The sequence below is a fragment of the Candidatus Sodalis pierantonius str. SOPE genome (assembly GCF_000517405.1).
GTDB lineage: Bacteria > Pseudomonadota > Gammaproteobacteria > Enterobacterales > Enterobacteriaceae > Sodalis_C > Sodalis_C pierantonii.
Window position 1 is genome coordinate 2,195,292 of record NZ_CP006568.1, and the last position, 18,270, is coordinate 2,213,561.

An 18,270-nucleotide genomic window follows, 5' to 3' on the forward strand; every position below is an offset into this window, starting at 1 on the left:
TTGCGCGCCGCTGTCGTTCAGGATAAAGGCGAATTGCACCCGGCTACCGATGTTGACCTACGGCGGTAAACCGCTCTCGGGCAGCGTGAAATCCATGGTCATCGCCGCGATGGCGCCGTGGGCCAGGGTCACCCGCCGGTCATGACGGGCTTTCAGCGTCCCTTCTCCCCGATAGGTTTGCGGCGAGGCGTCTTGGCTGCCGGCATCATGATGTGCCTGTGGCGGGACCGATGCGCCGCCGGCGCTGTCATTGCCTAATGGCGTTGCCGGCATGGGCGATGAGGCGCCCTGGCCATCGGCCGGCGCACCAGCTAGCTGCGACAGCGCGCCGCGCAGGCTGGCCTCGGAGTCGATGAGGAATTGCCCGGCGACGACGACTTTATCCCCGTCGTGCAGCCCGTTGACGATTTCAACCCGGTCGCCCAAACTGCGCCCGGCAGTGACCGCAACCGGTCGGAAATAGCCGTCACCCTCGGCCAGCAGCATTGTATTGCGGCTGCCGGTCTGTAGTAACGCGTCCTGGGGGATCGTCAGCACCGTTTCACCTGTACCGCCGCCGTCGGCCCGCTGCACCCGCATGTACATGCCCGGCTGTAGGCGGGCGTCATGATTATCGATGGCGATACGCGCCCGGTAGGTGCGGGTGCTGTTATCCACGACCGGCAGCAACTCTTCGACACGCCCGTGAAAACGCATGTCCGGCCAGCGCGCGGTGGTGGCGACAATGTCATCCCCCGCCGCCACGGCACCGGCTTGCGCCTGCGGGAAATAGGCCACCAACCACAAGGGATCCAACGATGCCAGCTCAAACAGCGGCTGCGCCGCGGTGACCTGGCTACCCTCACGGACCGACAATTGGCTGATAAAGCCGCTTGCAGGCGCGCGCAGGGTGATGCGGGTCTGTGGTTGCCCGCTTCGCTCAACCGTGCGTATGACCTCCTCCGGCATTAACAGCAATTGCAGTTTCTGGCGCGCAGCGGCCGTCAATGCGCGGTCCCCCAGTTGCCTTATCGCCAGATATTCCTGTTGGGCGGCATTCCACTCGGGGATCCACAGCCGCGCCAGCGGCTGATTCTGCGTGACGCGCTGCTGTTCGGCGCGCACGTATAATTTATCCACCAGCCCGCCGGCCCGCGCCGGAATAACGCGAAGGCCACGATCGTCGATATTGACGGTACCAAAGGCGTCCAGGTCCCGCGACAGCGTACTTTTTTGCACCGTCGCGACCGCCACGCCCAGGTTTTGCTGTTGGCGGGCGCTGAGGGTTATCCCGCCGCTATCCTGCGACTGATCGGCATAGCGGGGCGTCAGCGGCATATCCATAAACGGTGATTTGCCGGGCTTGTCGAAACGCTGACCGGGTACCATGGGATCGTACCAATATAATACTTTGCGATGGTCGTCAGGACGCGCGTCCTGCGCCGTGACGACCTGCTCCGGCGCGGCTGGGTGCAGCGCATAGCCGGCGGCGAACGCCGCAATCAACCCGGCGATCGCCAGCGCGATGACGCCGGTACGGCCGGTAGCAGAGAGGCTCATAGCCTATTCTCCTCGGGGATCAGATAGCGGATGGCGGCCCAGTCCTGGGCCAGTTGTCTGGCGGCACGGCTTTCCTCGAGCTCGCTGCTCAATAGCGCCTGGCGTGCCTCAAGCAGCTCGCCCAACCCGGCGGTACCGCTGCGATATTGCGCCTGCACAAGCGCGATGCGCTGGCGCTGCAATGGCAAGACCTCCTGGGTTTGCCGCCGCCAGCGGCTTTGGGATGCTTCATAGCGGGCGATCAGCGCCTGTAATTGCGCGGTATGATCGCGAATGGTGAGCGCCAGCCGATCATTGGCCTCAAAGGTGCGCGCCCGATCGGCCGCGTGATCCTTGTCCTGGCGCTGCGACTGAAATAGCGGCAAATCGACCGTGAACATGATGCCGGCCATATCGTCATAGCCGCTGGCGCGCTGGGCGTAGTACACCTCCACGCCGACATCGGGCAGCGCAGCGACGGCCGATTGGGCCGAGCGAGCCTGCGCGACGTCCGCCTCCCGACGCGCCTGCAGAATTTCGAGGTGCTGCGAGATACCCTGAGTGAGCACGGCCACATCCGCCGGTAGGCGCTCAAAGCGCGGCAGCGCGCCTGTAGGTTGCACTTGAGCGACGCCGGTGAGTTGCGTGATACGCGCTTGGGCCAGCACCACATCCCGGCGGGCATCGGTGACGGTATCGCGCTGGAGCTGCGCGCGCAGACGCTGATAGTTTGCCGAGACGGCGTCCGCCTCGGCGCGGATGGCGTCCGCCTTGTGGTCACGTTTGGTCTGACTGATATACTCCTGCATGATGCCCACGCGCTTCATGGTCATCCCCTCCCGGCTGAAGCGGCGATCGTTACTGCCGCCCACCGGGACATTTTCAATACCGAACTTAAGCTGCGGGTCCGGCAGCTGGTTGGCGGTGTCGGCCTGATTTTCCAGCGCCTGACGTTGATAAACGGTGGCGGATAAATCCGCCGAGTAGCGTTCGGCTCGGGCCAGTGACTCCGCAAGCCCCATCTCTTCGGCGCCGGCGGCCGTGGAGAAAAGGAGCGCGAAGACCAGCCATGCCCGTGGATAACGGCACGGTAACAGCATGATATTCCTCGCTTATGGCTGGACGGGCTGAATGGCGGTGACGGTATAGCTGCCGTTTTGCAAGCGGAAGCTGAAATTCACCGCGGTGCCTGTGACGAGCGGCTTGGCCGCCAGCGGCAAAAAAAGGGAAAACAGGCTTACAACAGCGCTAACGCTGAGCGATAAAGTACGCATGAGGACAATTCCTGAACAAAAGTCAATAATTGCCGGCGCAATGACTGCGTCGACAACCGATTGCGTTTTGTCAGGTGGTTATTCTCGGTAGCGACAGAACTTCTTTTCCGCCGGCGGCCCCGCGATGGGAGGCATCAGCCAGGCAACGATTTGTTGCCGTGGCGGCTCATGCCGGTCGATTAGACTGAGTCTGGCGCTGTTCGGCAGCGCGATAATCGGCGCGTGGTGGTTTTCCTGCTGCGCCGAATCCGGCAGGCAGTGTTTACCGCAGATCGGTTCGGTGGTGCTGGTGTGGCCCGGCGGCGGGATGACGCTATGGATCATGCCCTCACTGTGCTGAATACTGGGCGGCAGCGAGATGGGTTTGAGATTGCAATCGTGGCTGGCCAGCGCCAGTTGCGCGTTCATCCACAGCCAGATAAACAGCATGCACTGCCAGGCAATCCACCGGCAGCGGCTGCGAAGCAGATGGCTGAATCGAGTGGGACGAACACAAACGCACATGAAACTCCTATTTCAAGTTATTGATAAATAAGTTGGCCAGGCTTAAGTAAACGTGAAAAACACACCAGGCTTATTGATACGCATCAATATTATCGGGATAAACACCCGCTACATGAGCAAATTTGCGCTTATTGACAATTCGCCGCCGTAATAACCGACACGGCTTACGCGTGAGCGTCACCCTGTTCTCTGGCGCTACGGCGGCTTGGCGCACCACAACGAACCGGCGTGATACCCGCGGGCAAGGTCAGGGAGCACCGCCGGCCGGGCGGCGCTTAAGCCATCGGCGCCGCGAAAATGATCCGGCAGCGCTAGTAGGTATGGATGCCTCTCTCACTGCGGCGACATGGGTAAATTGGCCGCCTCTCTCTCTGCGGCGGCGCTGGTGAAAGTGGCTGCCTCCCCGCGTCGGCGGCCCCTATCGGTTTGGTTACTCCCTCGTGTCGCCGGTCTCCATCGCTTCGGTTATCTCCGCCGCGTTGAGCGACGCCCGCAAGCTCGCGCCTTGTAGCCTGCGCTGCGCATTCAAATCGTGGATCACCTGATTGCCGCTGCCGCGCCAAATTAGCGCGGGATCGTGCAGATCCTTCACGAATTTGCCGTCCACTAGCGCTACCACCTGCTGCGGCGCCTCGGTTAGCGTCCCGAGGGTATAGCCGGTCCACATCCAAACATCTTTATCGGGGCATTCCCGACGTACCCGTTGCAGCAGACGGCGAATCGGCGCCAGATTTGCCGGATGCAGCGGATCGCCGCCCGACAGGGATAAACCCTACCGCTGGATACGCGTATCCTGCAAATAGCAAATAATGCGATCCTCCATCTGCGCGGTAAAGGGTAAACCGGAATTAAGCCGCCAGGTGCTTTTGTTGTAGCACCCCGGACATTAGTGCTCGCAGCCGGAGACGAACAGCGTACAGCGCGTACCGGGGCCATTGATGACGTCCACCGGGTAGTACTGATGGTAATTCATCGTCCCTTAACCCAGCTCGCCGGTCGAGAGATGCTTGACGCGCCGTTTGACTTCCTCCTGTTTACCGGCGTTAAACGGCCGCACATCCAGGCTGCCCAGATAACCGCAGACTCGTCGGGTCACCGACACGCGCGCCGGGTTATGGTTGCCGCATTTCGGGCAGGTAAAGCCCTTACTGGTGCAGGCGAATTCGCCGGTAAAACCGCACTCGTAGCACTCATCGATAGGGGTATTGGTACCGTAGTAAGGCACGCGGTGATAGCTGTAGTCCCAGACATCTTCCAGCGCGCGCAGGTTGTGTTGCAGATTAGGGTACTCGCCGTAACAGATAAAGCCGCCGCTCGCCAGCGGAGGATAGGGCGCCTCGAAATCCAACTTGTCATAGGGATTCACTTTCTTTTCCACGTCCAGATGGAAACTGTTGGTGTAATACCTTTTATCGGTGACGCCGTCGATAATACCGAACTCGGCGGCGTCCAGGCGGCAAAAACGGTCGCACAGGTTTTCGCTCGGCGTACTGTAGAGGCTGAAACCATAACCGGTTTCTTTCTTCCAACGTTCGGTCGCCGCCTGCAACCGTGCGACGATCGCCAGCGCTTTCTCCCGCAGCTCGACTGTGGGGTGGCAAGCATTTCTGGACTCTCTAGGGGAACGATGGATTAGCCGGAAGCCCTTTACTGGCGCGGCTTACAGTGATTTTATTGATTCTGGACTCGTCGCAAAAAAATGAGCGGAAAATGATTTTTTTGCACTATATTCTGGACTGGGTTGATTGTAATTTGGGTAAGTTTGAAAGCCGTTTAAAAATTCTCTTATTAACAATTGTGTTACTAAATATAAACAAGAAATTTATAGTTTTTTAAACGGCCCTTTTGCGTTCGTGCGTTCGCTTGCTAGGCTATCTTCTGATGCTACTTCACCAACCTCACTAGTCCCCTTTTTGATTTGGTCATAGAGCCGCATTAGACGCTCTTTTTCTTCAGGAGGCAGCTGTAAGATTTTTATGTTCATATCATCACTTAGGCTAAGAAGTGATGCTATTCCCCTAGCGTAGATGACGGTAAGCAGTTCCTCTCTCTGCTCCTGACTTACTCGTGATAATACCGAAAGAAACTCTCCCGTAACGGAGTCGCACGAATGTACGACACCTCCTGTTTTATTCATGCGGTCACCGTATCCACTCTCCTTTCCTGTTGCTAACCAATTAATAGTACAATTACAAGTATTAGCAAGCAAAGAGAGGCGTTCAAGCGTGGGGTAGGACTCTCCTTTTAAATACTTCCTTATGACGGCTTCAGACATGCCGGATTTTTTGGCCAATAGGCTATTGCTAAGGGATCCAGCTTTTTCCATGGCTTCTTTCAGGCGCTCGGGAAAACGGATTATTCCCGACTCTGTAAAAATCCGTTCACGGATTTTTGTATTCGTCGCGGATTTTTGGTCGTAATCAAATGAATTCATTATGATTTCTCTTATCAGGCTGCACTAGAATAAATCGTGCGAATAATCCGCACTATTGTGTTGGTTTTGGATTTTTATGCGCGCATATTTATACGAGATGATAATCACATCTGATTATCGCCTTTGATAAACTTTAGAGGATCACACAATGCAGTTGCCGAGACAAGACATGACCAGCTTGTTCGTTGATATGGGGCATGACTGGTCTAGTAAAGCGATCATCACGGCATTGGATAAGAAAGGCGTCAGTTTACGTACACTGGAGCAGGAGCTAGGTTTGCGTGCAAACTCAATTCGCAATGTTTTCTATAGAAGAGTTAATTGTTATCAAGAGGCTATAGCTCAAGCTATTGGAGTTAACCCGGCAGTAATTTGGCCTAGCCGTTACCATCGCGAGAAACATAAATCTGCTTAGTTGGAGAATATCAAAAATGTCTATCTGGCTAACAGCCAAGGAATGTGTATCTTTGCCCGGTTTGCCACGCATGCAGCAAAATATTCATAGCCGACTAGATAAAGCAACAGGTAATAGTGCTGAATTACGTCGTCGGCGTAAAGGTACTAAGGCTTTCGAGTACCACATCGATTGTCTGCCAGAGCAAGCGCGCGAGATCGTCAAGCAGAGACACTATAAATCCTTGATAGCGCAAGCCCCGGCCCAGCCGGTTGATGAGTCGGTCAAGCGCGGCACCGCCATCAAGTCGCGTGATGAGCTGGCGATCATGCGTCAATGTCCAGCCCTGCTTGACCGCAAGGTGCAGTCCCTGAACGATCACCAAAAGCAGATTGCCGATGCACGCATGATGCTGGCACAGGAAGTGATCCGATTGCAGCAGGCCGGCATGACCCGCATTGCGGCGGTGACCTTTATCGTCGAGGAGTCAAAGGCCGGCACATTGCCCGAGGCACTGCAGCGCGCCGCCACGCTGGCCAACGCCAAAAAGGGCCGCACCCGGCAAGGGGTGGGCAAAAGTAGCCTGCAGGAATGGGTGAGTCTCTATCTTAGCGTTGAGCGGCCCCAGGAGCGCCTGGCGATACTGGCTCCCGGTCAGCCGAAGAAGCAGCGTCCCGAGGACATGACGTGGTTCTATACGCTCTTCTGGCCGCATTATGCCCGGGCCTGTGGCCCGACGGTGCTGGAAGCCTACCGCGCATTTCAGGCGGACTGGCAGGGCAAATACCATGACCAACCTGCCATGCTGGCGGCCCTGCCGACCTACGACAAGGTCAATCGCATGGTCAAGAGGGTGGCACCTCACCGACGGGTCAAGGGCCGGGTCACCGGTTCGGCGCTCAAGGCGTATCAGGTGTACCAGCAGCGGGATTGGGCACAGATGCCGGTGAATGGCTGCTGGATAGCCGACGGTAAGTCGGTAAACATGAAAGTGGCGCATCCGATACACGGGCGGCCCTTTACCCCAGAGCTGACTTTGGTGCTCGACGGGCGTACCCGGTATCTGGTGGGCTGGAGCCTGTCACTGGCGGAAAACGCCATCGCGGTAGCGGATGCGTGGCGTTATGCCATCCAGCACCACGGCAAGCCGTTGTTTGCCTACTCCGATAACGGCGGCGGCGAGACCAACAAGATGCTGGATGCGGATATCACCGGGATTTTTCCCCGGCTGGGCATAGAGCATATTACCGGTATCCCCGGTAATCCGCAGGCGCGGGGCATTATTGAGCGGCTGAACGGGGTGCTCCCACGTCGGCTGGCACTGCGCTTTCAGACCTATAACGGATTGAGCGCCGACCCTAACGGGGTACGGGTGCAGGGGCAAAAACTGCTGAGTCTGTCGAATGCATTGCGTCAGGGGAAGGAGCTGAACGCCACGCAGCAGAAGACGCTGGCGATATTGCCCAGCTGGCGGCAGCTGATAGACGCCATCGAGGAAGAAGTGCAGCGCTATAACCACAGCCACGAGCATAGCGCCTTGCCCAAGGTCAACGGTAAATCGATGACGCCGGCTGCTTACCGCAAGGCCCTGCTGGCCGAGGAGGGGGATAATATTGAATACCTGACGCTGGGCGAGTTGCGCGAGATGTTTATGCCAGAAGAAAAACGGGTAGCCCAGCGCGGCTGGGTTGAATTACTGAACAACCAGTATTTTGCCCGGGAGCTGATTGAGGTAGATCGCCAGACGGTGCGGGTGGCCTACGATATCCATAATCCTAATGAAGTGATTATTCGCCAGATGGACGGGGCCTATCTTTGCACCGCGCTCTGGAATGGCAATACCGTCTCGCCGGTGCCGGTCTCGCGGGTGGAAAAAGCCCTGGAAGCGCGCGCTAAACGTCGCATTAAACTGGCTGAAAATAAAATTCAGGATGCGAAAGACGAATTACGTCCGGTGATTGATGCGCCCAAGGAGAACGATTACAGCCTGCTGGTTGCTTTGTTGAATAAATCCGAAATTTGTGTGACGACTTCCTCCCTATCAGGGCGATTGTTACATGATGCGGACGCTGTTTGGCATTCCTAACAGCGTGATCCGGTTAAGCGCTTTGACCATTGCCATAGCCTCACCTACCTGCGCGTCATAGTCATGCAGACTCAGATGACCACCCAGAAGTGTTTTAAACCGGAACATGGTCGTTTCAGCCAGTGAACGCCGGTGATAACCTACTTTCTTTTTCCAGGTATCGTTATTGCCGCTCAGATGCTGATTTGCCACCGCATGGTTACGCTCATGGTATCGAGCTGGCCAATATTGCGCACCACTTCGCGGTGGGATAAGCGGCTTTATTTTTTTCCTCAGCAGAGCATCATGACAGTAACGCGTATCGTAAGCACTGTCAGCCGACGCTTCCCTGATTTTCCGGTGGGTTTGGTTAATCAGCCCGGGCAGCGCCTGCGCATCTGTCGTACCGCTTAGCGATAAATCGGCACAGATAATTTCATGTGTCGCGCTATCTACTGCCAGATGAAGCTTGCGCCATACTCTGCGCCTCTCAGCCCCATGCTGCCTGACTTTCCATTCGCCTTCGCCGAAGACTTTCAGGCCGGTGCCATCGATGACCAGGTGTGAGATTTCGCCGCGGGTTGGCGTTTTTATGCTGATGTCGACGGTTTTTGCTCGCCGGCTGACCAGAGAGTAATCTGGGCAGCGCAGCGACAGCCCCATCAGTTTAAAAATCGAGTCAACGAAACCCTGTAACGCCCGGAGCGAAAGGTTAAACACGCGCTTTATCATCAGAACCGTGGTAATGGCCATATCGGTGTAGTGAAGCGGCCGGCCACGATGTTCAGGTGGTGTACTCTCAGTCCATGCAGCAATGGCTGACTCATCAAGCCATACTGTCAGGTTCCCCCGCTGCCTGAGCGCATTGTTGTATGCGGGCCAGTTGGTGATTTTAAACTTTTGCTTTGCCATGGGGACCTGATGTTGAAACGAATGTAGTGATCAGAGCCGCCAGTCACCTAAAAGTTCGATTTATTCAACAAAGCCCCTGCTGGTACCCAAGGCAGCGGAACCCGAAAAAGAGAAGGTGTATTTATTTGAATCTGAATACGAGCACGATATCAAGCAGGTCGGTAATAACCGCTAAGGATATATTGTATGACAACGCGAGAACGTATTTTCCAGCTGATGGAACGGTCAGACTACACCCAGCGCAAGGTGGCCGATAAAACCGGATTAAGCAGCGCGACCATTTCACAATATTTAAAGGGGGTTTACAACGGCAATATTGATAACGTCGAGGGTACGCTGCGGGATTTTCTTGATCGCGAGACAGAGCGCGCTCACCGGCGGGATATCAAGGTGCATTTTGTGCCGACCCATCTGGCCAGGGTGGCGCTGGACCTGATTAGTGCCACGCACGACTTCGGCGATATCGGTGTGATATACGGCCCAGCCGGCATGGGGAAAAGCATGGTACTGAAAGAGTATGTGCGCGCCAACAGCGCCAATAAAGGCGTCATCCTGATTGAAGCCGACCCCGGGCTATACCGCCAAGGTGTTATTGCAGGCGCTGTGCGCCCGGCTGGGTCTGCGCAAAACCGGCAATATCCACGAGCTGGTCGAGGAGTGCGTACAGGGGCTGCGCGACAAAAACTGGCTGGTCCTGGTTGACGAGGCCGAGCTGCTGCCCTACAGGGTGCTTGAGGTCTTGCGCCGCATTCACGACCGTTCCGGGGTGGCCATTGTATTGGCGGGCATGCCACGCCTGCTGCTCAATCTGAAAGGCTCACGCGGGGAATACGCCCAGCTCTATAGCCGGGTGGGCATGGCGTTAGACCTGGAATCTCGTAAGAAAGACAGTGAAGCCGAGGATTTCAGTGCCATTCTGGGCAGCCTGCTATCGAACGGCGGGGTCTCGGATAAACCGCTTGCGCCGGAGATTGCCGCCGCCTTTCGCAAGCATTCACGGGGCAATTATCGCCGCCTGTTTAAACTAGCGCGCGGGGTGGCCCGGACAAGCGCTATCGGCAATCAGGGGATGTCCGTGACGTTAATCGACCGCTATGCAGAAATGCTAATTCATTGAAGGAGGAAAGTATGTCAGTCCATCATAAAGCGGCATCGTCCAACACTCATCTTATCGCCGCGATGACGCAGGCAGGAGCTGTTATTCATTATTTGACGATAAGAGGCGTGAGCGTAAAAAGCGTGATATTGCATAATTGCAAACCCGTTATCCGTATTGCACACCATCCGCTCTGTGAGCAGTTATTAAAACAGGGCCAGGCGAATTATATCACCGTGGGCAAAAACGCACGGGGTGATTTTAAGCAAGGGGCATTCATGAAAGGTGGGTGCAAGGTGATTTGGTCAACGTCATTACATTGAGGCTATCATGCCAATTAAAATAACAGTGACTCTTCTGGATGATGAAAAAGGCACTCATGCGAATGTCCGTGCTAAACAAAAAAAGGTTACACCACATGAAGATAAATGTGCACGCCTATTACTTAAACTGATAGAGATGTATTTCTCTGAAATAGGTGAAAACGAAAACAGGATTAAAGGAGCCCCCCATGTCCACTAACTCACATGACAATACAGTACCCGCCGGCTACTGGCAGGACGCCAAAGGCGTATTGATACCCGACGCCATGGTAAAACCCATTGATAAGGAGCGCGACGCGCTGGTTAAAGATATTGTGGCGCGCGCCCGGCCGCTGCATGAGGCATTGCGAGACTTTAAACACCGCGCGTTTGTCGATATCCAGGCATTGATTGACCTGTCGATTGAGCAGTACGGGGTAAAGTGTGGCGGTAGAAAAGGCAATGTGACGCTGTATTCCTTTGATGGTCACTACAAGGTTATCCGTGCCCTGCAGGACCGCATTACCTTTGATGAGCGTATCCAGGCCGCCAAGGCATTGATTGATGATTGTATGACGGAATGGACGCAGAATGCGCGCCCGGAGCTGCTAGCCATTATTGACCAGGCGTTTTCCACCGACAAGAACGGTGATATTAATCCGGCCCGTATTCTGCAGCTGCGTCGCCATGATATCACCGACCCACGCTGGTTGCGGGCAATGGATGCGCTGGCGGAAGTGGTGCAGGTGGTCAGCAGCAAGAGCTATATCCGCCTTTATGAGCGCATCGACGAGACCGGGCAATATCGGCCGTTGTCGCTGGATATCGCCAGGGTATGAATCATGAAGGCAGAACAGTTTAATCAGTGCTATCCGGTCGGCGCGACTTTTATTTATCAACCTAACCGGATTTTAAAAAATGGCACCTTAATAAGGACACTGGACAGAGCAAAAGATTTAACCACCTGTACTGTGGTTGAAATTAACTGCGCACCTTATTTTGCGAATATTCTGTGGCTGACGCCGAAACGCTGAATAAATAATGCATTAATGCTTTGTTTTATAATGGCGTCAATCCGCCGGTGCTGGCGTGCGCCAAATAAACGTCATGCCTTTTTTCTCAACCCACCCGGGAGGACATAAACATGTTATATCGTGTGATTAAATGTGAATATAGGGATAACGGTAATCGCTGTGTTTATTATCTTAATGACCGCAGTCTGGTGCAGGAGTCACGCCTCGTCCCGGTGCCCTTCAGCCTGCGTTTTTATGACGCACGGGGCTTTGTTGAATAAATCGAACTTTTAGGTGACTGGCGGCTCTGATCACTACATTCGTTTCAACATCAGGTCCCCATGGCAAAGCAAAAGTTTAAAATTACCAACTGGCCCGCATATAACAATGCGCTCAGGCAGCGGGGGGACCTGACAGTATGGCTTGATGAGTCAGCCATTGCTGCATGGACTGAGAGTACACCACCTGAACATCGTGGCCGGCCGCTTCACTACACCGATATGGCCATTACCACGGTTCTGATGATAAAGCGCGTGTTTAACCTTTCGCTCCGGGCGTTACAGGGTTTCGTTGACTCGATTTTTAAACTGATGGGGCTGTCGCTGCGCTGCCCAGATTACTTCTCTGGTCAGCCGGCGAGCAAAAACCGTCGACATCAGCATAAAAACGCCAACCCGCGGCGAAATCTCACACCTGGTCATCGATGGCACCGGCCTGAAAGTCTTCGGCGAAGGCGAATGGAAAGTCAGGCAGCATGGGGCTGAGAGGCGCAGAGTATGGCGCAAGCTTCATCTGGCAGTAGATAGCGTGACACATGAAATTATCTGTGCCGATTTATCGCTAAGCGGTACGACAGATGCGCAGGCGCTGCCCGGGCTGATTAACCAAACCCACCGGAAAATCAGGGAAGCGTCGGCTGACAGTGCTTACGATACGCGTTACTGTCATGATGCTCTGCTGAGGAAAAAAATAAAGCCTCTTATCCCACCGCGAAGTGGTGCGCAATATTGGCCAGCTCGATACCATGAGCGTAACCATGCGGTGGCAAATCAGCATCTGAGCGGCAATAACGATACCTGGAAAAAGAAAGTAGGTTATCACCGGCGTTCACTGGCTGAAACGGCCATGTTCCGGTTTAAAACACTTCTGGGTGGTCATCTGAGTCTGCATGACTATGACGCGCAGGTAGGTGAGGCAATGGCAATGGTTAAAGCACTTAACCGGATCACACTGTTAGGAATGCCAAACAGCGTCCGCATCATGTAACAATCGCCCTGATAGGAAGGAAGTCGTCACAAATTTCGGATTTATTCAACAAAGCGGACGCACGGCAATGCATGATTTATTCAGACGCTATTCGCCAGCAAATGAAACAGGCGGTCATGCGCTATAAAAAACAGCATTGAGGAAAAATCATGAACAGACCCATGAATAACGTGATGCTCGATATCGAAACGCTGGGTAAAAAAGCCAGCTGCCCGATAGTGTCGGTAGCGGCGGTGTTGTTTGAGCCGGCAACGGGGCGGGTTGGACAGACGTTTTATGCGCGTATCGATTATCAGGCCGCACGTCAATACGGCCAGCCAGAGGAAGAGACCCTGCTGTGGTGGCAAAAACAGAGCGATGAGGCGCGTCAGGAGGCCTTTGGCGGTAAAGCGCGTCCCGATGTTGTGGCGCGCGCCTTGCGGACGTTCATTGCCACCCACTGCGCCAAACCTCGCGTACCCTGGGGTAACGGCGCGATATTCGATATTGCCCTGCTGGAAAGCTGGTTCGACCGCGTTGACCCGCAAAAAGACGACCAGGGCAATGACCGCTACCCCTGGTCATTCTGGGATGTCGCCGACCTGCGCACGCTGGTACGGCTGTCAGGCATTGATGTGCGCGCCATCCCGTTTGCCGGTGAAAAGCATCATGCACTGGCGGATGCGCTGCACCAGGTCAAGATAGCGCATACCGCCTGGCAACGATTATTTCCTGATGAGGGCCAGTCTTATGCGTCAGTCACCGAATACCAGCTCACCCAATGCAAGCGAGCCTTGACCGCCCTGGGGTTATTGCCCCCAGTGTCTTTCTTCAGTGAGAGGGAGAGGCATTTACCGGGACAACATTCTCATGCGGTGAACCTTCGGAGTGATGCTCATGAAAAATCTGATTAAGATTGTGCATACGGGTAAAAATACACTCGGCTGGGATGAAGAGACCTACCGGGGCGTCCTGCTGCGCGAGACCGGTAAGCGAAGCGCCAAGGAGTGTGTACGGCCGCCGAGCTGGCGCGGGTGGTGCGCTATATGCGCAGCCAGGGCTTTACCACGTTACTCCAACAGGGCTGCAAGCCGCGTGTGGCGGCGGGACGCCAGGGTATGCTTAATAAGATTGAGGCGCTGCTCGCCAGCGCCGGGCGGCCCTGGGGCTCCCTCGATGGCATGATTGCGCGTATGCTGGGCGAAAAAAAGCCCGTAGAATGGCTCTATGATGCGCAGGTGCGCCGGCTGATGCAAATGCTGATTATGGACGCCAAACGGCACGGGAGGCTGTGATGCAACCGTCATTGCAGCCCGATTACGCCGAGGTGCAGGCATTGCTGCCAGAGTCGGTGCAGCAGATTGCCGGCCTGATAGGCTTTCCAGCCACCGAGTCGCTTATTCGCCATTTCGGCGGGGTGCCGTTTCGCATCGGCAAGGGATTGCGTGGCGCGGGGAGCGACGCATTGCCCTGCTGCAGGACGTGTTGACGCCCTCTCAGGTGGCGCTGCTGATGCGCCATTTTGGCGGCGAGGAGCTGTATATCCCCCGCTGCGACAAGGCGTGGCGCGCCTGGCGTAACCGCTGCTTTCTGGCCGAGCTGGACCGGCTGCGGGCGCAAGGGGAGTCCACCACCATGGCCCTGACGCTATTGTGCCCGCGCTATGGCATCGCCGCTACCCGCGCCCGCGAACTGGTGCGCAAGCTGCAGATTCCGACGTATCCGATCAGCTGTTCCGGCGACATCCGATCAGTTATTCCGATATTTTCCGATCACCCATTTCAGTGATATTCGTTCACGTGTTCGCTCATCTTCTGACTCGGGTTTAGTCTATTTTTCCTGTGCTGGCTACTCCTTGCTCTTTGCGTAGTGATTCGCCTTTAAGTTCCAGTCTATAGCTGGGGTGTACTAACCGATCGAGTAACGCGTCAGCTGTCGTGGGGTTTTCTATCAGTCCATACCATTTTTTCACCGGCAGTTGACTGATCAGGATGCTGCTGCTTTTGTCGTAGCGATCTTCCATCACCTCCAACAGCATCGTTGCCTGCATCGGACTTATTGATTCTAGGCCCACGTCGTCCAAGATCAGTAACTCTATTTTTTCTAACTGCTTAAGCTGTTTTAGATAGGTCCCGTCTACCTGACACTGGTGAAGATGGGCCAGCAACCGACCCACTCGCCAGTAACGCACGCTATATTGCTGCCGGCATGCCTGCTCACCAAGCGCACAACTGAGCCAGGTTTTGTCCGTACCTGTTGGCCCCGTGATGAGTATGCTTTTCTGATATTTCAGATATTGTCCCCCTAGCAGATCTCGCATCTGTTCCGGTGTCACTCCTCGGCTAGGGATATAGCGGATATCTTCCGGTTTTGCCTGCAAGCGCATTTGCGATTGCCGTCGCATACGGCATATGTAGTTGTTTTTTCTATGCAAATTTTCCGCTTCTACCATCAGCGACAACCGCTCCTCGAACCCCAGCTCCCCATAACTCCCCGGGAGTTCGCGTTGCGTCTCCAACGCCTGGACCATTGCCGACAACTTCAGCTCTCGCAGAGCCATTAACAGTGTATCCATATTTATTCTCCTTAGTGATAACTGTCCGGACCTCGGAGGTTTTCGTGAACCAGCATTGATACGCCGGCTCCGTCCTGGGTGACCTCACTTTCACGACCGTGTTTCAATACGTTGGCTATGAAAGAGCGGTTAATGCACCCTTTCTCCAACGCCAGCGCGCAGGCCTTCTCCAGTCGCGTCGTCTCATAGCGCCGTTGCAGATTGAGTAGCCCCAGCACGGAGCGGTAAGCCTGCTCCGGATGGGCTTTGCTCTTTTGGATGGACTCGACCACTTTCAGTGTGCACACACCCACCGACAGCGACCAACTGCACAGCTTTTCCGGCGTCCACTGACTCTGCCCCTTATGGTTAGCCGGCATGTGCGCCGCCTGAGTCGTGTGCCTATAGGCGTTATCGCTGCGAGGGTGCGTAGCCACGCAGACGCCCTTATGGTGGATTTGCACCAGCCGTTGGGTGGCGATGACGTCAACGCGCTCGCCAACCAGCGGATGCGGCACCGAGTACCAGTTTTTGCCGTAGTCTATGTGGTAATCAGGTCCCACTCGGGCAACGAGATACTCACTGTATTCCCATTGTGTGGGCGGTAGAGGCCCAAGAGCCGGTTTGTCCAGCTGCTCGAAGCGTTCAAAGGCGACTTTGTCCGCCGTAATGACGCATCGGGCGCAAATTCAACTCATGATTGAGTTCTCGTATCACCTGGTTGAGTTCGGCCAGCGAGTAGAACCTACGTTTACGCAACCGGGCCAAAACCCAGCGTTCTACCAGCTGCACAGTTGATTCTGCCTTCGCCTTGTCTTTCGGTTTTCTCGGGCGCGCCGGTAGCACCACTGTCTCATAGTGATTTGCCAGCGCCTGGTAGCTCTGGTTTATGACCGGCTCATAGCGGTCAGGGGTGCTGACAGCGCTGCGCAGATTATCAGGTATCATCAGCTCCGGAACCCCACCCATGAAGTGCAGGCAGCGGCTATTGGCATTGAGCCACGATGCCATGTCCTGGCCTTCGCAGGCTTCGATATACGCATAGCCTGACACGCCCATGGTAGCGACGAAGATAGCGACCTAGCGTACGCTACCGGTCGCAGGGTTGACGATAGGTACGGTGGGGCCACAGAAGTCGATGAAGAGCTTTTCGCCAGCCTTGTGTTCCATGCGCATGGAACGCTGCTGCTTCTTTTTCCAGTCACGGAACAGTGCACAAAACTGTGAGTAACCGAGGGCATCACCGCCCACGGCGGACTGATATTCCATCCAGAGCAGCTGCTTGGTCATGCCCTTGCGGCTTAACTCGGTATCGATATCAAGCCAGCTGGGTAAGGTATTGATAACTTTTCCGGATTTGCCGGGATAGAGCAGGCGGTCGAGGTCGACGGGAGACAGTTCCGCCGGCAATGGCCAGACCAGGTTAGCTACCGTGAATCGGCCGAGGATATCGTGCACGGTAGTACAGCCTATGCCGAGCGCTGCTGCGATAGTGCGATTTGAGCGACGCTGCTCGAATTTCATACGTAAGACATTAATATAGATGCACATTTCCGTTCTCGCTTTCTTCTTTTTACGTGCCATGCCATGCCCCCAGAAGCTAAAAGTCTCCAGAGTATGGCGGAACAGAAGATGAGCGATCGGACAGAATCGGAATCGCTGATCGGGCGACCGGAATCAGTGATCGGATGAAATCAGAATTAGTGATCGGGTGAAATCGGAATCGGTGATCGGATGTGACCGGAACCAGCACCCTCAAAGGCATTGTCCATTTCTGTGAGGCCGCCTGTATCGCCAGCCACACCACCTTTTTCACTGCGTCGTCGGTCGGGAACACCTTGCGCTTTTTGATGGCATGCCGGATCACGCTGTTTAACGACTCGATGGCGTTGGTCGTGTAGATCACCTTGCGGATGTCCGTTGGGTAGGCAAAGAACGTGGCCAGATTGGCCCAGTTTGCCTGCCAGCTTCGACTTATTTGCGGGTAGCGGATGTCCCAGGCACTGGAGAACGCTTCCAGCGCCTGCAAGCCGGCTTCTTCCGTAGGGGCCTGATAGATAGCTTTCAGGTCGCGGGTGACGGCCTTGTAGTCCTTCCAGGAGACGAACCGCAGGCTGTTGCGCACCATATGTACGATACACAGCTGGAGCCGCGCCTCCGGATACACCGCGTTAATAGCGTCAGGGAAACCTTTCAGCCCGCCTACGCAGGCGATAAGGATATCGTTCAGGCCGCGGTTTTTCAGCTCTGTCAGCACGTTCAGCCAGAACTTTGCGCCTTCATTTTCGGCCAGCCACATACCTAGCAACTCTTTCTGGCCTTCGATGTTGATGCCCAGCGCCAGGAACACAGATTTGTTGATGATGCGGCTGTCCTGCCGGACTTTTAGAACGATACAGTCAAGATAAACAATGGGATAGACTGCATCCAGAGGCCGGTTTTGCCATTCAACAACCTGCTCCATGACCGCATCGGTGACCTTTGAGACCAGCGCCGGCGAGACATCGGCGTCATACAGCTCTTTGAACGCGGCGGCGATCTCGCGGGTGGTCATCCCTTTGGCGTACAACGATAAAATCTGGTTATCCATCCCGGTAATCCGGGTCTGGTTCTTCTTCACCAGTTGCGGTTCAAAGGAACCGTCACGATCGCGCGGAGTACGCAGCGCCAGCGGGCCATCGCCAGTGGTAACGGTTTTTGTGGAATAGCCGTTGCGGGCGTTGGTCCCCGGTTTAGGCTGATTTTTATCGTAGCCGAGGTGATGGGTCATTTCGGCATTGAGAGCTGCTTCGACGCTGATTTTTTTCAGCAGCCGATCGAAGTGACTGAGATCTTCAGGGGTTTTGAGATTTTTGGCCAGTTCGTTAGCCAGAGCCTGCAACTGTTTTTCGTCCATAAATTAACCTGTTTTTGATGTTGGATTGAACATATCAAAATCAGGCAAATACACAAATTTCTA

At 55.2% G+C, this 18,270-nt stretch carries 19 protein-coding genes and 5 pseudogenes; 13 read left to right on the plus strand and 11 right to left on the minus strand.

All coding sequences use genetic code 11. The annotated features are described in order from the left end of the window. Positions 1-57: 57 nt before the first annotated feature. The 7 genes and pseudogenes from SOPEG_RS11155 to SOPEG_RS22890 form a co-directional block, all read right to left on the minus strand. Positions 58-1,539, minus strand: coding sequence for an efflux RND transporter periplasmic adaptor subunit (locus tag SOPEG_RS11155; RefSeq protein WP_025245394.1), 1,482 nt, complete (start codon positions 1,537-1,539; stop codon positions 58-60). Next, positions 1,536-2,618: a TolC family protein gene (locus SOPEG_RS11160; RefSeq protein WP_025245395.1), complete on the minus strand. Its 1,083-nt coding sequence runs from the start codon at positions 2,616-2,618 to the stop codon at positions 1,536-1,538. The genes SOPEG_RS11155 and SOPEG_RS11160 overlap by 4 nt, the downstream gene beginning before the upstream one ends. Positions 2,619-2,630: 12 nt before the next feature. Further along, entirely contained in the window at positions 2,631-2,792 is a 162-nt protein-coding gene (locus SOPEG_RS28260; protein WP_158382380.1) for a hypothetical protein, read from the minus strand. Positions 2,793-2,870: 78 nt separating this feature from the next. Next, positions 2,871-3,200, minus strand: coding sequence for a hypothetical protein (locus SOPEG_RS11165; RefSeq protein ID WP_148297060.1), 330 nt, complete (start codon positions 3,198-3,200; stop codon positions 2,871-2,873). A gap of 622 nt (positions 3,201-3,822) precedes the next feature. After that, positions 3,823-4,269 (minus strand): annotated as a pseudogene (nrdG, locus tag SOPEG_RS11170) (anaerobic ribonucleoside-triphosphate reductase-activating protein); the annotation flags it as partial. 6 nt (positions 4,270-4,275) lie between these two features. Next, positions 4,276-4,881, minus strand: a pseudogene (gene nrdD / locus SOPEG_RS11175) (anaerobic ribonucleoside-triphosphate reductase); the annotation flags it as partial. Between the two features lie 237 nt (positions 4,882-5,118). Next, a complete protein-coding gene (locus tag SOPEG_RS22890; RefSeq protein WP_025245398.1) occupies positions 5,119-5,730 on the minus strand; it encodes a helix-turn-helix domain-containing protein in 612 nt (203 codons plus the stop codon). 169 nt (positions 5,731-5,899) lie between these two features. On the opposite strand from SOPEG_RS22890, the gene SOPEG_RS24660 reads away from it, so the two are divergent. Together SOPEG_RS24660 and SOPEG_RS11185 are read left to right on the plus strand one after the other, a co-directional pair. Continuing rightward, positions 5,900-6,145, plus strand: a complete 246-nt coding sequence (locus SOPEG_RS24660; RefSeq protein WP_236851749.1) for a helix-turn-helix domain-containing protein — start codon at positions 5,900-5,902, stop codon at positions 6,143-6,145. Positions 6,146-6,161: 16 nt separating this feature from the next. After that, on the plus strand, positions 6,162-8,210 hold the full coding sequence (locus SOPEG_RS11185) for a Mu transposase C-terminal domain-containing protein (RefSeq protein WP_071882177.1): 2,049 nt from the start codon (positions 6,162-6,164) through the stop codon (positions 8,208-8,210). On the opposite strand, the gene SOPEG_RS11190 is transcribed toward SOPEG_RS11185, so the two are convergent. Beyond that, positions 8,178-9,101, minus strand: a complete 924-nt coding sequence (locus SOPEG_RS11190; protein ID WP_025244443.1) for an IS5-like element ISSoEn1 family transposase — start codon at positions 9,099-9,101, stop codon at positions 8,178-8,180. The two genes, SOPEG_RS11185 and SOPEG_RS11190, sit on opposite strands and share 33 nt — an antisense overlap. Positions 9,102-9,287: 186 nt before the next feature. On the opposite strand from SOPEG_RS11190, the gene SOPEG_RS30585 reads away from it, so the two are divergent. From SOPEG_RS30585 to SOPEG_RS29520, 11 genes and pseudogenes are all read left to right on the plus strand, one after another. After that, complete coding sequence (locus tag SOPEG_RS30585; protein ID WP_335334083.1) at positions 9,288-9,803, plus strand: helix-turn-helix domain-containing protein; 516 nt, start codon at positions 9,288-9,290, stop codon at positions 9,801-9,803. Beyond that, complete coding sequence (locus tag SOPEG_RS30590) at positions 9,688-10,218, plus strand: AAA family ATPase (protein WP_335334093.1); 531 nt, start codon at positions 9,688-9,690, stop codon at positions 10,216-10,218. The genes SOPEG_RS30585 and SOPEG_RS30590 overlap by 116 nt, the downstream gene beginning before the upstream one ends. A gap of 11 nt (positions 10,219-10,229) precedes the next feature. Continuing rightward, positions 10,230-10,520 carry a hypothetical protein gene (locus SOPEG_RS11200; RefSeq protein ID WP_025245401.1) on the plus strand — a complete coding sequence of 97 codons (291 nt, stop codon included), beginning with the start codon at positions 10,230-10,232 and terminating at the stop codon, positions 10,518-10,520. Between the two features lie 7 nt (positions 10,521-10,527). Beyond that, a complete protein-coding gene (locus SOPEG_RS27450) occupies positions 10,528-10,719 on the plus strand; it encodes a hypothetical protein (RefSeq protein ID WP_148297061.1) in 192 nt (63 codons plus the stop codon). Then, positions 10,709-11,338: a DUF3164 family protein gene (locus tag SOPEG_RS11205; RefSeq protein ID WP_025245402.1), complete on the plus strand. Its 630-nt coding sequence runs from the start codon at positions 10,709-10,711 to the stop codon at positions 11,336-11,338. The genes SOPEG_RS27450 and SOPEG_RS11205 overlap by 11 nt, the downstream gene beginning before the upstream one ends. A 3-nt stretch (positions 11,339-11,341) precedes the next feature. Next, positions 11,342-11,533, plus strand: a complete 192-nt coding sequence (locus tag SOPEG_RS11210) for a hypothetical protein (protein WP_025245403.1) — start codon at positions 11,342-11,344, stop codon at positions 11,531-11,533. 320 nt (positions 11,534-11,853) lie between these two features. Further along, a pseudogene (locus SOPEG_RS24665) lies at positions 11,854-12,778 on the plus strand (IS5-like element ISSoEn1 family transposase). A gap of 161 nt (positions 12,779-12,939) precedes the next feature. Beyond that, a complete protein-coding gene (locus SOPEG_RS11225; protein WP_025245404.1) occupies positions 12,940-13,671 on the plus strand; it encodes a 3'-5' exonuclease in 732 nt (243 codons plus the stop codon). A 93-nt stretch (positions 13,672-13,764) separates the two neighbouring features. Then, positions 13,765-14,052, plus strand: a complete 288-nt coding sequence (locus SOPEG_RS11230; protein ID WP_236851750.1) for a phage protein GemA/Gp16 family protein — start codon at positions 13,765-13,767, stop codon at positions 14,050-14,052. Next, the gene (locus SOPEG_RS29515; protein ID WP_236851751.1) at positions 14,052-14,246 is read left to right on the plus strand and encodes a hypothetical protein; all 195 of its coding nucleotides are present in this window, start codon (positions 14,052-14,054) and stop codon (positions 14,244-14,246) included. Before SOPEG_RS11230 ends, SOPEG_RS29515 begins: the two co-directional genes overlap by 1 nt. Beyond that, a complete protein-coding gene (locus tag SOPEG_RS29520) occupies positions 14,243-14,545 on the plus strand; it encodes a hypothetical protein (protein ID WP_236851752.1) in 303 nt (100 codons plus the stop codon). Before SOPEG_RS29515 ends, SOPEG_RS29520 begins: the two co-directional genes overlap by 4 nt. A 37-nt stretch (positions 14,546-14,582) precedes the next feature. Here the strand turns inward: SOPEG_RS29520 and istB are convergent, their stop codons facing one another. The 3 genes and pseudogenes from istB to SOPEG_RS11255 form a co-directional block, all read right to left on the minus strand. Beyond that, the gene (istB, locus tag SOPEG_RS11240) at positions 14,583-15,332 is read right to left on the minus strand and encodes an IS21-like element ISSoEn3 family helper ATPase IstB (RefSeq protein ID WP_025245405.1); all 750 of its coding nucleotides are present in this window, start codon (positions 15,330-15,332) and stop codon (positions 14,583-14,585) included. An 11-nt stretch (positions 15,333-15,343) separates the two neighbouring features. Further along, positions 15,344-16,895: pseudogene (gene istA, locus SOPEG_RS24675) on the minus strand (IS21 family transposase). 169 nt (positions 16,896-17,064) lie between these two features. Continuing rightward, positions 17,065-18,207, minus strand: a pseudogene (locus tag SOPEG_RS11255) (IS256-like element ISSoEn2 family transposase); the annotation flags it as partial. Positions 18,208-18,270: the final 63 nt, after the last annotated feature.

Bases quoted from the DNA above. Each gene is read 5' to 3' on its own strand.
- SOPEG_RS11210 (WP_025245403.1), top strand. From the start codon at position 11,342: ATGAAGGCAGAACAGTTTAATCAGTGCTATCCGGTCGGCGCGACTTTT.
- SOPEG_RS11190 (WP_025244443.1), bottom strand. From the start codon at position 9,101: ATGGCAAAGCAAAAGTTTAAAATCACCAACTGGCCCGCATACAACAAT.
- SOPEG_RS11205 (WP_025245402.1), top strand. From the start codon at position 10,709: ATGTCCACTAACTCACATGACAATACAGTACCCGCCGGCTACTGGCAG.
- SOPEG_RS27450 (WP_148297061.1), top strand. From the start codon at position 10,528: ATGCCAATTAAAATAACAGTGACTCTTCTGGATGATGAAAAAGGCACT.
- SOPEG_RS30585 (WP_335334083.1), top strand. From the start codon at position 9,288: ATGACAACGCGAGAACGTATTTTCCAGCTGATGGAACGGTCAGACTAC.
- SOPEG_RS11225 (WP_025245404.1), top strand. From the start codon at position 12,940: ATGAATAACGTGATGCTCGATATCGAAACGCTGGGTAAAAAAGCCAGC.
- SOPEG_RS22890 (WP_025245398.1), bottom strand. From the start codon at position 5,730: ATGAATTCATTTGATTACGACCAAAAATCCGCGACGAATACAAAAATC.
- SOPEG_RS11160 (WP_025245395.1), bottom strand. From the start codon at position 2,618: ATGCTGTTACCGTGCCGTTATCCACGGGCATGGCTGGTCTTCGCGCTC.
- SOPEG_RS11185 (WP_071882177.1), top strand. From the start codon at position 6,162: ATGTCTATCTGGCTAACAGCCAAGGAATGTGTATCTTTGCCCGGTTTG.
- istB (WP_025245405.1), bottom strand. From the start codon at position 15,332: ATGGATACACTGTTAATGGCTCTGCGAGAGCTGAAGTTGTCGGCAATG.
- SOPEG_RS11200 (WP_025245401.1), top strand. From the start codon at position 10,230: ATGTCAGTCCATCATAAAGCGGCATCGTCCAACACTCATCTTATCGCC.
- SOPEG_RS11165 (WP_148297060.1), bottom strand. From the start codon at position 3,200: ATGAACGCGCAACTGGCGCTGGCCAGCCACGATTGCAATCTCAAACCC.
- SOPEG_RS29515 (WP_236851751.1), top strand. From the start codon at position 14,052: ATGCAACCGTCATTGCAGCCCGATTACGCCGAGGTGCAGGCATTGCTG.
- SOPEG_RS28260 (WP_158382380.1), bottom strand. From the start codon at position 2,792: ATGCGTACTTTATCGCTCAGCGTTAGCGCTGTTGTAAGCCTGTTTTCC.
- SOPEG_RS11155 (WP_025245394.1), bottom strand. From the start codon at position 1,539: ATGAGCCTCTCTGCTACCGGCCGTACCGGCGTCATCGCGCTGGCGATC.
- SOPEG_RS24660 (WP_236851749.1), top strand. From the start codon at position 5,900: ATGACCAGCTTGTTCGTTGATATGGGGCATGACTGGTCTAGTAAAGCG.